The 13,243-nt window shown below is 65.0% G+C and carries 11 protein-coding genes; 7 read left to right on the top strand and 4 right to left on the bottom strand.

What is annotated here, in order from left to right; all coding sequences use genetic code 11:
* Nucleotides 1-2 precede the first annotated feature (2 nt).
* Both nfuA and HNE05_RS08725 read right to left on the bottom strand, forming a co-directional pair.
* A complete protein-coding gene (nfuA, locus tag HNE05_RS08730) occupies nucleotides 3-587 on the bottom strand; it encodes a Fe-S biogenesis protein NfuA (RefSeq protein WP_173205727.1) in 585 nt (194 codons plus the stop codon).
* A 118-nt stretch (nucleotides 588-705) separates the two neighbouring features.
* On the bottom strand, nucleotides 706-2,991 hold the full coding sequence (locus tag HNE05_RS08725) for a fatty acid cis/trans isomerase (protein WP_173205725.1): 2,286 nt from the start codon (nucleotides 2,989-2,991) through the stop codon (nucleotides 706-708).
* A gap of 161 nt (nucleotides 2,992-3,152) precedes the next feature.
* Between HNE05_RS08725 and metH the strand changes: the two genes are divergently transcribed.
* From metH to HNE05_RS08705, 4 genes are all read left to right on the top strand, one after another.
* The gene (gene metH, locus HNE05_RS08720) at nucleotides 3,153-6,863 is read left to right on the top strand and encodes a methionine synthase (RefSeq protein ID WP_173205723.1); all 3,711 of its coding nucleotides are present in this window, start codon (nucleotides 3,153-3,155) and stop codon (nucleotides 6,861-6,863) included.
* A gap of 26 nt (nucleotides 6,864-6,889) precedes the next feature.
* Nucleotides 6,890-8,251: an FAD/NAD(P)-binding protein gene (locus HNE05_RS08715; RefSeq protein ID WP_173205721.1), complete on the top strand. Its 1,362-nt coding sequence runs from the start codon at nucleotides 6,890-6,892 to the stop codon at nucleotides 8,249-8,251.
* An 87-nt stretch (nucleotides 8,252-8,338) separates the two neighbouring features.
* Nucleotides 8,339-8,902, top strand: coding sequence for a nicotinamide riboside transporter PnuC (pnuC, locus tag HNE05_RS08710; protein ID WP_173205719.1), 564 nt, complete (start codon nucleotides 8,339-8,341; stop codon nucleotides 8,900-8,902).
* The gene (locus HNE05_RS08705; RefSeq protein ID WP_173205717.1) at nucleotides 8,899-9,420 is read left to right on the top strand and encodes an AAA family ATPase; all 522 of its coding nucleotides are present in this window, start codon (nucleotides 8,899-8,901) and stop codon (nucleotides 9,418-9,420) included. Before pnuC ends, HNE05_RS08705 begins: the two co-directional genes overlap by 4 nt.
* A 64-nt stretch (nucleotides 9,421-9,484) precedes the next feature.
* Here HNE05_RS08705 and HNE05_RS08700 read toward each other — a convergent pair whose 3' ends face one another.
* Nucleotides 9,485-10,090 (bottom strand): Crp/Fnr family transcriptional regulator, encoded by a 606-nt coding sequence (locus HNE05_RS08700; protein WP_173205716.1) that lies wholly within the window; start codon nucleotides 10,088-10,090, stop codon nucleotides 9,485-9,487.
* A gap of 71 nt (nucleotides 10,091-10,161) precedes the next feature.
* Here HNE05_RS08700 and HNE05_RS08695 point away from each other — a divergent pair, with 71 nt between their 5' ends.
* The 3 genes from HNE05_RS08695 (at nucleotide 10,162) to HNE05_RS08685 (ending at nucleotide 12,476) form a co-directional block, all read left to right on the top strand.
* Nucleotides 10,162-11,031, top strand: coding sequence for a sterol desaturase family protein (locus HNE05_RS08695; RefSeq protein WP_173205714.1), 870 nt, complete (start codon nucleotides 10,162-10,164; stop codon nucleotides 11,029-11,031).
* 71 nt (nucleotides 11,032-11,102) lie between these two features.
* The gene (locus HNE05_RS08690; protein ID WP_173205712.1) at nucleotides 11,103-11,579 is read left to right on the top strand and encodes a hypothetical protein; all 477 of its coding nucleotides are present in this window, start codon (nucleotides 11,103-11,105) and stop codon (nucleotides 11,577-11,579) included.
* 243 nt (nucleotides 11,580-11,822) lie between these two features.
* Nucleotides 11,823-12,476: a potassium channel family protein gene (locus HNE05_RS08685; protein WP_173205710.1), complete on the top strand. Its 654-nt coding sequence runs from the start codon at nucleotides 11,823-11,825 to the stop codon at nucleotides 12,474-12,476.
* Nucleotides 12,477-12,538: 62 nt separating this feature from the next.
* Here the strand turns inward: HNE05_RS08685 and HNE05_RS08680 are convergent, their stop codons facing one another.
* Nucleotides 12,539-13,084: a hypothetical protein gene (locus tag HNE05_RS08680; protein ID WP_173205708.1), complete on the bottom strand. Its 546-nt coding sequence runs from the start codon at nucleotides 13,082-13,084 to the stop codon at nucleotides 12,539-12,541.
* Nucleotides 13,085-13,243 lie beyond the last annotated feature (159 nt).

The following is a 13,243-nucleotide window of genomic DNA, read 5'->3' as shown; positions in this document are numbered from 1 at the left end:
TATCAGTAATAGGCGTTCTCGCGATTACTGTGGTCGGTCACATCACGCACGCCTTTCAGCTCCGGGATGCGCTCGAGCAGGGTCTTCTCGATGCCTTCCTTGAGGGTCAGGTCGGCCTGGCCGCAGCCCTGGCAACCACCGCCAAACTTGAGCACAGCAATACCCTCATCGACCACATCGACCAGGCTGACCTGGCCGCCGTGGCTGGCCAGGCCCGGGTTGATCTCGGTCTGCAGGTAGTAGTTGATGCGCTCGTTGATCGGGCTGTCTTCGTTGACCATCGGCACCTTGGCGTTCGGCGCCTTGATGGTCAGCTGGCCGCCCATGCGATCGGTGGCGTAATCGACCACGGCGTCTTCGAGGAACGGCTCGCTGACCGAGTCGATCCAGGCGGTGAAGCTGGCCAGGCCGACGGCGGTGTCTTCCGGCTTCTGCTCGCCCGGCTTGCAGTAGGCAATGCAGGTTTCCGCGTACTGGGTACCCGGCTGGGTGATGAACACGCGAATACCGATGCCTGGGGTGGTCTGCTTGCTCAGCAGATCAGCCAGGTAATCGTGGGCCGCGTCGGTAATGGTGATGGCGCTCATGGCAACTCCTCGCAAACATGGGCGCAGTGTACGCCAGTCGGCTGCATCGATAAAGTCCTACCAATTTAGTAGGAATAATTCCCAGCCCGCCGATGAACAAGCTCACCGACGGGTTCCGTCACAGATTCTGGTAGCGATTCATGTCCAGCACGCCCGCCTCGACCGGCTCGGTTTCGCGGATATAGGCCGACAGATCGTGAAAATAACGCCAGAACTCGGGATGACTACGACGAATGCCCCAGCGCTCGACCAGCTTGTCGAACGCGTTGGGATCGCGCACCTGCTCCAGGGCGCTGACAAATTCGGGCACCTGGCTGGCCGGCACATTGAACAGGAAATTCGGGTAGCTGGTCAGCACCCCCGGATAGACCGTCAGGGTGTCCAGCCCCGGCTGGTAACGCAGCGACTCGCCAGCGATAAAGGCCACGTTGCTGTGCGCACGGTTGCGCAGCAGGCTGTAGATCTCGCGCCCGCCATCGGCCAGTTCGACGCGCAGCAGGCTGGCTTCCGGCAACTGGTCGATCACCTTGAGCCCCGCCGCCGGCTTGCCAGGCAAACGGCTGAGCGCCTGTTCGGCATCCTCCAGCTCGGCGGGCAGGCCTGGGCGATAGCATTCGGCCGTGGTACAGCGATTGAGCGGGTCGGGCCGCGCATTGATATCCGCGTAGCGCTCCAGCAAGGCCTGGGCAAACCCGCGCTTGGGGTCGCGGCCCTCGAGCTTGAGGGCGGTCGGCGTGTGCAGATCGGCATCCACATAAGCCAGCCACATCTTCAGCTTGGCACTGCCCTGATACCAGTCATCCAGATAGGCCTGGCGCGACTCGGCCGGTAGCAGGCGGAGGAAGTTCAGCTCGGCGCCGTTGCGGATCAGGTCGAAGTACAGCCGGGTCTGCGCCTGGTGCGAGACATTGCCGAACACGTCGAAGTTGACCACCAGTTGGTAGTAGGTCCGCTCGAACAACGGAAAGTCCATCAACCACAGGGTCTGCGGGATTTCGCCGATCAGCCCCTTGCGCACCGAAGCGCTGTCGCGCTGGCGAAAGATCGACAGCAGCGCATTGTCGTTGCCGACCCAGATGCTCGACCAGCTAGGGGCCGGCGCATCGGCATAGGCCTGCTGGCGCAGGTCTTCATACTGGTTGCGCTTCTTCAGGTAGCTGCGCCACAGCACCGGCAGCTCGCCGATCTCGTCGAACTGCCCGGGCATGGCCAGCAGCGGCGTGGCTTCGGCACGGTAGGCGGCATCGGTGAGGTAAAGGTCACGCTCCGGGGCCTGGAACAGCGCCCAGAAGTTGTCGCGAATCACGTCCGTGGCGATCTGCCCGCGGCACACCGGGCCGCGGATAAAGGTGCGCACGAAGTACTCGGCGTTATCCAGCATGAACTGGTAGCGCGCCTGCGGCGGGATGGCGGCGAAGGTCTCGAAGGGGTTTTCCCGGCGTTGGGCGCCGTAGCCGGGCACCGCATCGGTGGTCCAATCCGTGCCGTAAAACAGCTCATTGACCCGCGCCAGCTTCTTCGCGCTGAGCGGATAGGTGATGTGGGTCTTGTGCACGATCACGCCCTGGATCGGCCACAGGCGGTAATACACCTGGGTGCCTGGGTCTTCGTTGGGCCGCCGGGTGGCGATTGCATCGATCGGCTGGCCGCTGGGCGTGCGCGAACGCACCAGCTGGAAGAAATGCCCCGGCTCGCCGCCCTCGAAATACAGGTGGGCGAGGAACAGGTGCTCGAACAGCCAGCGCCCGACCAGCGCCTCGCGGGCACCGGGGGCATTCAGCAGCCCTTCCCACTCGGCGATCTGCTTCTGTTCGACCAGCGATGGCTGCAACGCCTGCTCATCCACCGGCGCGCCTTGCGCCAGCCATTGCTGCAGCGTGGCGTATTCGGCATCGCTGAGGCCGGCCACGGCGAATGGCATGCCGGCGTGGGCGAACTGCTTCTGGTAGGCATCGAACTCGCCCGGCAGCGGGCATTGGTTGTCACGGGCGAGGGAGATATCCAGCTCGGCCGGCAGCTTGGCATTCGGCGTGGGCGGATTGCTGCGGCCCAGCTCCAGCATGCGCGCCATCAGCGCGGCCTGACCATTCTGGGGGTTCAGCACCGACTCGAAGCCCTTATCACGCCAGGCCGCCTCGCCCTGGGCGTCGAAATACAGGCGCGTGGTGGCTTGGGCCTTGGTTCGCCCGCCGTCATACACCGGCAGCTTACTGGCCCCGCGCAGCACGCCTTCGCCACTGCCCAGGTTGAGCTGGCACGGCGCGTCATAACAGGCGTGGCAGGCCACGCACTTCTGCGTGAGGATGGGCTGGATGTCGCGGCTGTAGGAAACCGCTTCGCTGGCGCCGGCGAGGCCGGACAAGATGAAACCGAAGAAGAGAACTGCAAATCCCTGGCGCGACATAAACCTGTCCTGTGTAGGCGGATGGCGATTCTAGCGCCACCAGCTCGGCAAAGAGAGTCATTAACATGAGCGAAATTCATGAGAATGCTCAACATGCGGAAAAACCTTGCAGCTTTGCTATCATCGCGGCCTCTGTTTTCGCTCTCTCCAGGTAGCTCTCCATGTCCGATCGCAACGTCCGCCTCCAAGCCCTGCAGAAGGCCCTTTCCGAGCGCATCCTGATCCTCGATGGCGGCATGGGCACCATGATCCAGAGCTACAAGCTGGAGGAAGAGGACTACCGTGGCGCACGCTTCGCCGACTGGCCGAGCGACGTGAAGGGCAACAACGACCTGCTGCTGCTCAGCCGCCCGGACGTGATCCAGGCCATCGAGAAGGCCTACCTGGATGCCGGCGCCGACATCCTGGAAACCAACACCTTCAACGCCACCCAGGTGTCCCAGGCCGACTACGGCATGGAGTCGCTGGTGTACGAGCTGAACGTCGAAGGCGCGCGCCTGGCCCGTGAAGTGGCCGACGCCAAGACCCTGGAAACCCCGAACAAGCCGCGCTTCGTCGCCGGCGTACTCGGCCCAACCAGCCGTACCTGCTCGATCTCCCCGGACGTCAATGACCCCGGCTACCGCAACGTCACCTTCGACGAGCTGGTGGAAAACTACGTCGAGGCCACCCGTGGCCTGATCGAGGGCGGCGCCGACCTGATCCTGATCGAGACCATCTTCGACACCCTCAACGCCAAGGCGGCGATCTTCGCCGTGCAGCAGGTGTTCGAGGACGATAACGTCGAACTGCCGATCATGATTTCCGGCACCATCACCGACGCCTCCGGCCGCACCCTGTCCGGGCAGACCACCGAGGCCTTCTGGAACTCGGTAGCGCACGCCAAGCCGATCTCCGTAGGGTTGAACTGTGCTCTCGGCGCCAAGGACCTGCGCCCGTATCTGGAAGAGCTGTCGACCAAGGCCGGCACCCATGTCTCGGCGCACCCCAACGCCGGCCTGCCGAACGCCTTTGGTGAATACGACGAGACCCCGGCCGAGATGGCTGCGGTGGTCGAGGAATTCGCCGCTTCGGGCTTCCTCAACATCATCGGCGGTTGCTGCGGCACCACCCCGCCGCATATCCAGGCGATTGCCGAGGCCGTGGCCAAGTACAAGCCGCGCGCCATTCCGGACATCCCCAAGGCCTGCCGCCTGTCCGGCCTGGAGCCGTTCACCATCGACCGCAACTCGCTGTTCGTGAACGTCGGTGAGCGCACCAACATCACCGGTTCGGCCAAGTTCGCCCGGCTGATCCGCGAGGAAAACTACACCGAGGCCCTGGAAGTCGCCCTGCAGCAGGTGGAAGCCGGCGCCCAGGTGATCGACATCAACATGGACGAAGGGATGCTCGATTCCCAGGCGGCCATGGTCAAGTTCCTCAACCTGATCGCCGGTGAGCCGGACATCTCGCGCGTGCCGATCATGATCGACTCTTCCAAGTGGGAAGTGATCGAGGCCGGCCTCAAGTGCATCCAGGGCAAGGGCATCGTCAACTCGATCTCGATGAAGGAAGGCGTCGAGCAGTTCAAGCACCACGCCAAGCTGTGCAAGCGCTACGGCGCCGCCGTGGTGGTGATGGCCTTCGACGAAGTCGGCCAAGCCGACACCGCCGCGCGCAAGCGCGAGATCTGCCAGCGCAGCTACGACGTCCTGGTCAACGAAGTGGGCTTCCCGCCGGAAGACATCATCTTCGACCCGAACATCTTCGCCGTCGCCACCGGCATCGAAGAGCACAACAACTACGCCGTCGACTTCATCGAAGCCTGCGCCTATATCCGCGATCATCTGCCGTTCGCCCTGTCGAGCGGCGGTGTGTCCAACGTGTCGTTCTCCTTCCGTGGCAACAACCCGGTGCGCGAGGCGATCCACTCGGTATTCCTCTATCACGCGATCCAGAACGGCCTGACCATGGGCATCGTCAACGCCGGTCAGCTGGAGATCTATGACGAGATCCCCAAGGAGCTGCGTGAGAAGGTCGAGGACGTGGTGCTCAACCGCCATGAAGGCGGCACCGAGGCCCTGCTGGCCATCGCCGACAACTACCGCGGCGACGGCAGCGTCAAGGAAGCCGAAACTGAGGAATGGCGCGCCCTGCCGGTTGGCAAGCGCCTGGAACACGCGCTGGTCAAGGGCATCACCGCCTTTATCGTCGAAGACACCGAAGAATGCCGTCAGCAGTGTGCGCGCCCGATCGAGGTCATCGAAGGCCCGCTGATGAGCGGGATGAACGTGGTCGGCGACCTGTTCGGCGCCGGCAAGATGTTCCTGCCCCAGGTGGTCAAATCCGCCCGCGTGATGAAGCAGGCCGTGGCCCACCTGATCCCCTTTATCGAGGCGGAAAAAGGCGACAAGCCGGAAGCCAAGGGCAAGATCCTCATGGCCACGGTCAAGGGTGACGTGCACGACATCGGCAAGAACATCGTCGGCGTGGTGCTCGGCTGCAACGGCTACGACATTGTGGATTTGGGCGTGATGGTGCCGGCGGAGAAGATCCTGCAGACCGCCATCGCCGAGAAGTGCGACATCATCGGCCTGTCCGGCCTGATCACCCCCTCGCTGGACGAGATGGTGCACGTCGCCCGCGAAATGCAGCGCCAGGGCTTCAGCCTGCCGCTGATGATCGGCGGCGCCACCACCTCCAAAGCCCACACCGCGGTGAAGATCGAGCCCAAGTACCAGAACGACGCGGTGGTCTACGTCACCGACGCCTCGCGCGCGGTGGGCGTGGCCACCCAGCTGCTGTCCAAGGAGCTGAAAGCCGGCTTCGTCGAACGCACCCGTGCCGACTACGTCGAAGTGCGTGAACGCACCGCCGCGCGCAGCTCGCGCACCGAGCGCCTGCCCTACGCCGCCGCCGTGGCCAACAAGCCGAAGTTCGACTGGAGCAGCTACCAGGCCAGCAAGCCGAGCTTCACCGGGGTGAAGGTGCTGGACGATATCGACCTGTCGGTACTCGCCGAGTACATCGATTGGACGCCGTTCTTCATCTCCTGGGACCTGGCCGGCAAGTACCCGCGCATCCTCACCGATGAAGTGGTGGGCGAAGCCGCCACCGCGCTGTATGCCGATGCCCAGGCGATGCTGAAGAAGCTGATCGACGAGAAACTCATTCGCGCCAAGGCAGTCTTCGGTTTCTGGCCGGCCAACCAGGTCGACCACGACGACATCGAAGTCTACGGCGCCGACGGCCAACCGCTGGCCAAGCTGCACCACCTGCGCCAGCAAACCATCAAGCCGGACGGCAAACCCAACCTGGCCCTGGCCGACTTCGTCGCACCCAAGGACAGCGGCGTGACCGACTACGTGGGCGGCTTTATCACCACCGCCGGCATCGGTGCCGAGGAAGTGGCCAAGGCCTACCAGGACGCCGGCGACGACTACAACTCGATCATGGTCAAAGCCCTGGCCGACCGCCTCGCCGAGGCCTGCGCCGAGTGGCTGCACGAACAGGTGCGCAAGAATTACTGGGGCTACGCCCAGGACGAGCAGCTGAGCAACGAGGAGCTGATCAAGGAAGCCTACAAGGGCATCCGCCCGGCCCCCGGCTACCCGGCCTGCCCGGACCACACCGAGAAGAAGACCCTGTTCACCCTGCTCGACCCTGCGGCCGAGTTCAACAAGGCTGGTGACAGCGGCGTGTTCCTCACCGAGCACTACGCCATGTTCCCCGCCGCCGCCGTCAGCGGCTGGTACTTCGCCCACCCCGAGGCGCAGTACTTCGCCGTGGGCAAGGTAGATAAGGACCAGGTGGAGAGCTACACCGCGCGCAAGGGCCAGGAGCTGGCGGTCAGCGAACGCTGGTTGGCGCCGAATCTGGGTTACGACAACTGATCAGCAGTCTATCGGGGGGCGTACCCATGCAACGAATCAGCATCATCGGCAGCGGTTTCTGCGGCACAGCCCTTGCCATCCATCTGCTGCAAAAGGCTGATCGCCCGCTGCATATACGCCTGATCAATCGCACGGGCCCGCTCGCACGCGGACTGGCCTATGGCACTCGCTCGGCCAGCCACATCCTCAATGTGCCGGCCGAGCGCATGAGCCTGTTCGCCGACAAGCCAAGCGACTTTCTCGACTTCGCTCGCCAGGAACTGCCCGACGCGCAACCCGGCGATTTTCTGCCACGCCGTCTCTTCGGAGACTACCTGCAGCAGCGCCTCACCGAAGCCCTCGCCAATCGCCCTCCGGTGGTCACCTTCGACGGCATGCACGCCCATGTGATCGACCTGCGACGCGAGGACAACCAGTACCGACTCTGCCTCAAGGATGGCCGGAAGATCGACAGCGATAACGTCGTGATCGCTACCGGTAACTTCACGCCGGCCACCCCAGGCGTCCTCACCCATCTGCTTGGGGACAGTCGCTATATCGATGACCCCTGGCGCACCGGTGCCCTGCAGGGCATAGCGGCAGATGCCCGCATCCTGCTGCTGGGCTCCGGGCTGACCATGTACGATATGGCGCTGGCGCTGCAGGAGCGCCAACACCGCGCGCCGCTGCTGGCCATTTCGCGGCGGGCCCTGCAGCCCCATGGCCATCGCGACAATGCCGAACATCCGCGCCTGCCCCAGCTCCCCAGCAATCTGCTGGTCGAAGGCAGTGCGCGCCAATTGCTCGCCCGGATTCGCACCTTCGTTCGCGACGCCGAAGCCGATGGATTCGACTGGCGTGACGCGGTAGCCGCCCTACGCCCCGTTACACCGGCACTCTGGCAGAGCCTGGACACCCACGAGCGGGGGCGTTATCTCTGCCATCTGCAGCCCTACTGGGATGTGCATCGCCACCGTGCGGCACCGATCATCGCCTCTCGCATCGAACAACTGCGACAGGCTGGACAGCTCCGCACCCAGGCCGCTCGCCTGGTATCGGCGACCTCGACCGGCGCTGCCCTGCAGCTGCAGATCCGCCCGCGTGGCCACCAGGAGCTGCGCACGCTGGAGGTCGATCACATCATCAACTGCACGGGCCCGTGCAATGATCTGCGGCACCTGGACGAGCCCATGCTCAGTGCGCTGCAGGCTCGTGGCGAGTTGGTTCAGGACGACAATCGCATTGGCCTGAGGGTCGATGACCACTACCATCTGCTGGATGCTGCAGGACGCGCTCAATCCGGGCTCTACTTGCTGAGTCCGATGCTCCGCTCGCACTACTGGGAAAGCACGGCCGTGCCGGAACTGCGCCAGCACGCCGAAACCCTGGCGCGCCAGCTTCTCGGCTGATCCGGTAGACTGCGCCCGCCTCGAACCGAGCCGGGCGCCCCCCCCGGAGCGGTTGCCGCACTTCCTTCATCGCCACCGACCTCGCCCATGACGCCCCTGGAAATCATCGCCTCCGCCCTCGGCATCACCTCCGTCTGGCTGACCGTGCGGCAGAACCCGCTGTGCTGGCCCATCGGTCTGGTGATGGTGCTGCTCTATGCCTGGTTCTTCTTCGATGCCCGCCTGTATTCCCTGGTGTTGCTGCACGGCGTGTTCGCTGCCATGCAGCTGTACGGCTGGTGGCAGTGGCGCCAGGACGTGGATGCCAACGGCAAACGGCCGGTCAGCGGAGCGGGCCGCAACGAGATTCTGATCGGTCTGGGTGTGGCGCTGCTGTTCGGCGTGCTGCTGGGGCTGGCCATGGATCGCCTGACCGAGGCCATCCATCCCTGGCCGGACGCCCTGCTCACCGCCTTCAGCCTGCTCGCCCAGTTGTGGATGGCGCTCAAGCGCTGGCAATGCTGGGTGCTGTGGATTGTGGTCGACGTGCTCTATGTCGGCTTCTTCGCTTTCCAGGGCTACTGGCTGACAGCCGGGCTGTACGCGGTGTTCACCATGCTGGCCGTGCTCGGCCTGCGCGAATGGCGTGCCTCGCGGGTGCAGCCGGCATGAAGGTCGTGGTGCTCACTGGCCCCGAGTCGAGCGGCAAGACCTTCCTCACCGAGCGTCTGCAGCAGCGCTTCGGCGGTCTGGTGGTCGGCGAATACGTGCGCCACTTCATCGAGCAGGAGTGTCGTGACACCTGTCTGGCGGATATTCCAACCATCGCCCGTGGCCAGCTGGCCTGGGAAGACTCGGCACGCGCCCAGGCACCCGGGTTGCTGATCCTCGACACCCACCTGCTGAGCAATATCCTCTGGAGCCAGGCCCTGTTCGGCGACTGCCCGGCGTGGCTGGAACAGGCACTGCTGGAGCGGCACTACGACCTGCACCTGCTGCTCTCGCCGCAGGGCGTGGACTGGCACGACGACGGCCAGCGCTGCCAGCCGCAACTGGCCGACCGCCAGCGCTTTTACCAGGATTGCCGCGATTGGCTGCAGCGGCATGCCCGCCCCTGGACGGAAGTCGACGGCGACTGGCTGCAGCGCGAGGCCCAGGTCATCGAACAGGTACGCCGACTGCTCGGCTAAAACTGCGGGCACCTGCCCCGATACGGTCCCCTAGCAGCCGTCCAGTTCGCTGCATTACAAGGTGTCAGCGACGCCCCCGCACCAAGCCCATGCGCGCGCGAATGCGCGACAACGCCACATTGGTGATACCCAGATAGCTCGCCACATGGTGCAGCGGGATGCGCTCGGCCAGCTCGCCACGCTGCTCGAGGAAGGCCCGATAGCGGGCCTCGGCATCCAGCAGCAAGAGCTCGGCCTCGCGCTGGGCGCTACGGGCCAGCACGGCGCGAATGGCGTCGCTGAGCAGTTCCTGCACCAACGGCAGTTCGGCCTGCCACAAGCGCAGCTCGGCATAGCCCAGCTCCAGCACCTGGGTCGGTTCCAGGGCGAAGATATCCACCGGGCTGGTCGTGGCGAAGGGCGGCGTGCCCCAGCCGACCCAACTGCCTTCGGCATGGAAGGCGGCATTGCGCTCGACGCCCTGCGCTGACAGGTGCGCCACCCGCACCAGGCCACGGGCGATGAACCAGACCCGCTCGACCGCCTGGCCGGCCATGAGCAAGGGCTGGCCGGCCGCGTACTCGCGGCGTGGCAGGGTTTGCCAGCGCGCGGCCAGCTGCGGATGGCGGTCGAGTTGACCCAGCAGGTGCGGCGCACAGGCCAGGCAATCGTACAGAGAGTCGTCGGTCATAAACCCAGGTTAATGCAGCCGCAGGACGGGAGGCGAAAACTAGCATCCCCACCCAATGGAAGACAGCCCGCATGCACACTCTCCCTCCTCTCAACTGGGCCCACCTCGGCGCCCTGCTGCTGGCAGCCGGTTGGGCCGCGCTGGTGCTGCAACTCCACTGGGGCAGTATGCCCCTGCTGCTCGGCGGCCTGTTGCTGGTGCTGGCCTGGTTCGCCTTCTGGGAATGGCGCTGGCCCTACCGCGAAGACTGGCGCGCCCAACCCGCAGACCGCCGCCGCGACGCCCTGTTCGCCATCGCCCTGCTGGGCGCCGACGCGCTGGCCGATCTGCTGATCCGTGGCCTGGTGATGCACCTCAACGCGCACGGCGCCGGCCCCGCCGCCGCGCTGCCGCTGTGGCTGGCGGTACCGTTCGCGGCCCTGCTCGGAGAATTCGGCGACTACTGGCTGCACCGCCTCAAGCACCGAGGCGGCTGGTTGTGGCGCGTGCATTTCGTCCACCATCGACCCAGCGCGCTGAATGTGACCAACAACTTCACCACCCACCCGCTGGATCTGCTGCTGCGCAAGACCGTGCATGTGCTGCCGCTCTGGCTGCTGGGCTTCGATCCGCTAGCCATCGCCCTGGCCGGACTGTTCAGCCAGACCCAGTCGTTCGCCACCCACGCCAACAGCCGCGGCACCCTGGGTTGGCTGAACTACCTGATCGGCAGCGCCGAGCTGCACCGCTGGCATCACAGCGTCAACGTGGACGAAGCCCTCAACTTCGGCACCGCCCTGCCACTCTGGGACCAGCTGTTCGGCACCTACCGCCGCCATGGTGCGCCCGCACGGGTCGGCGTAATCGCGCCACAAGCGCCGGCGGAACAGGACACCCTCGGCTTGCTGCTGCACCCACTGCGCCGAGCCGTGCCTGGGCCAAGCGTGCAGCCGCAGGCCTGATCAGGCCCTGCTGCTGGGCGCTGGCGATTCGGCTAAGCTGCGCCCCCACCACCTGCCAGCAGAGGGATCTCATGGCCACGCCCCACTCGCGCGCACGACTGCTGCGTAGCCCCCTGTTCAGCCTCGCCCTGCTGGCCAGCCCCGCCTTCGCCGACTGCCGCGAAGACGCCGAGCTGGCCGTGGCCTTCATGAACCAGTACCTGGTGCTGATCGTCGAGACGCCGGAGCGGGACGTGACACAGTGGCTGCGGGAACAACCGTTGGCCAGTGCCGAGCTCGCCGAGGCCTATGCCGCCGAACAGGCGCGCGGCCGCGCTATCGATGCCGAAATGGGTTGGGGCGTCGACCTCCTCCTCGACGCCCAGGACTCGCCGGATCAGGGATTCACCCTGGCCCAGTGCGGCCCCGCGCCAGACCATGTGCAACTGCGCGGCATCGACTGGGCGGAATTCCGCGTCACCCTGCGCCTGGCCGAGACGCCCCAGGGCCGCCGGGTGGCTGGGGCCGGTCGGATCAACATCGGCGAGGCAGAGCGGGCTCCCCGTTGACCGCCCGCCACGATCCGCAGGCACACTGGGCACATCCGGGCATAATGCCGGCAGCCTTTTGCGCACGTGCCGGTTCCGAATTGATGCCTTAACTGCTACTGATCACCCTGCTCACCGGCCCCCGACTCCAGCAGCACTTCGACGGCCGGGTGGTCGGCGCGTACGTACGCCGACTGCTCGACTAAAACAGCGGACACCGCCCCCTACACTTGCCCCATTATCCCGAGACAACGCAGGAAGCCCATGTCGCCCATCACCTATATCCGTCTGCATCCCTCTGCCGGCCTGCTGTTCGTGCAGCTGCTCGGTGTGCTGCTCTACCCCTGGATGGAAGCCACCGCGCTCGGCCGTGCGCTGTTCGGTGCCTTCGGCCTGGTGGTGCTGGGCATGGCCTTACATGTGGTCAAGCGCAGCCCGACACAGACCTGGGTCGCCGTACTGCTGGCCCTGCTGGTGCTGGCGCTATCGTCGATCAACATCCTGTTACCCAGCCCCGTACTGGAATGGTTGATCGCCATCCTGGAAGCCGCCTTCTACTTCTATGCGGCAGCCAGCCTGATCGCCTACATGACCGCCGACCAGCACGCCACCACCGATGAGCTGTACGCGGTCGGCGCGACCTTTACCCTGCTGGCCTGGGCCTTCGCCCACCTGTTCACCTTCTGCCAGCTGCTGCTGCCCGGCAGCTTCACCGCGATGCTCGAGCCACAGGCGGCACGCACTTGGATGGAGCTGTTGTTCCTCAGCTTCACTACCCTGTCCGGCGTCGGCCTGGGCGATATCGTGCCGGTGACGCCCATGGCCCGTTCGCTGGTGATGATCGAGGAATTCGCCGGGGTCATGTACCTGGCGCTGGTGGTGTCACGGCTGATCAGCCTGTCGGTGATCAAGCGCTGAAACCTTATAACCGGAACAAAAAAGCCCGCAGATGCGGGCTTTTTCTTGCCTGATGGGCGGGGTTACTTCTTCACCTCGAAATCGCGCCCCCACAGACGGATCGACTGCACGCCCTCGACCGGCCCCTCGAAGACGAATTTCTGCCGCACGCCGGTCAGCGCTGGAATGGTCACGTCGTCCGGGTTGACCAGACCCGGCAATGGCGCACTGGAATAGCCCTCCTGGTCGATGGCCAGCAGGGCGCCGGTCATGCGCAGGTTGATCAGGCGCAGCGGCTTGTCGGTGGTGTTCTTGAACCCCAGCAGCGCATTCAGGTTGTCACCTTCGGCAGTCTCGACCTTGAGCAACTGCACGCTGACCTGGCCATCGAGCTGCTCCAGGCTGGAGACGACGATCGAGCCATCGGTGCCCTGGGCTTCCACCCGGCCTTCGGTAACGCCGTCCGACACGCCACCCAGCAGGTTCTTGCCGGCGGTAATCGCCGTAGACACGGCCGCCTTGGCGGAGTCCTTGATCGTGCTCGAATCGGTTGCTGCTTCGTCGGCGAAAGCAGCTGGCGCGGCGAGCGCGAAAGCCAAGGTGATGGCCAGCGGTGAAATCCTGCTCATGGTCGTACTCCTGTAATGACGACGGCTGAAAAGAGCCACAGAGTGACCGCAGGCCATCGGAAAAGCGAGCCGGCGAGCGGGAAACTCCCAACTGGCTAACGATTTTTCTGTGCGCGCCGCATCAACTGCAGCAGGCAGGAACTCGCGCCGGCGAACCAG

It is taken from the genome of Pseudomonas campi, assembly GCF_013200955.2.
Classification (GTDB): Bacteria; Pseudomonadota; Gammaproteobacteria; order Pseudomonadales; family Pseudomonadaceae; genus Aquipseudomonas; species Aquipseudomonas campi.
The sequence above is the reverse complement of the archived record's forward strand: the minus strand, read 5'-3'. Positions and strand labels throughout refer to the sequence as shown.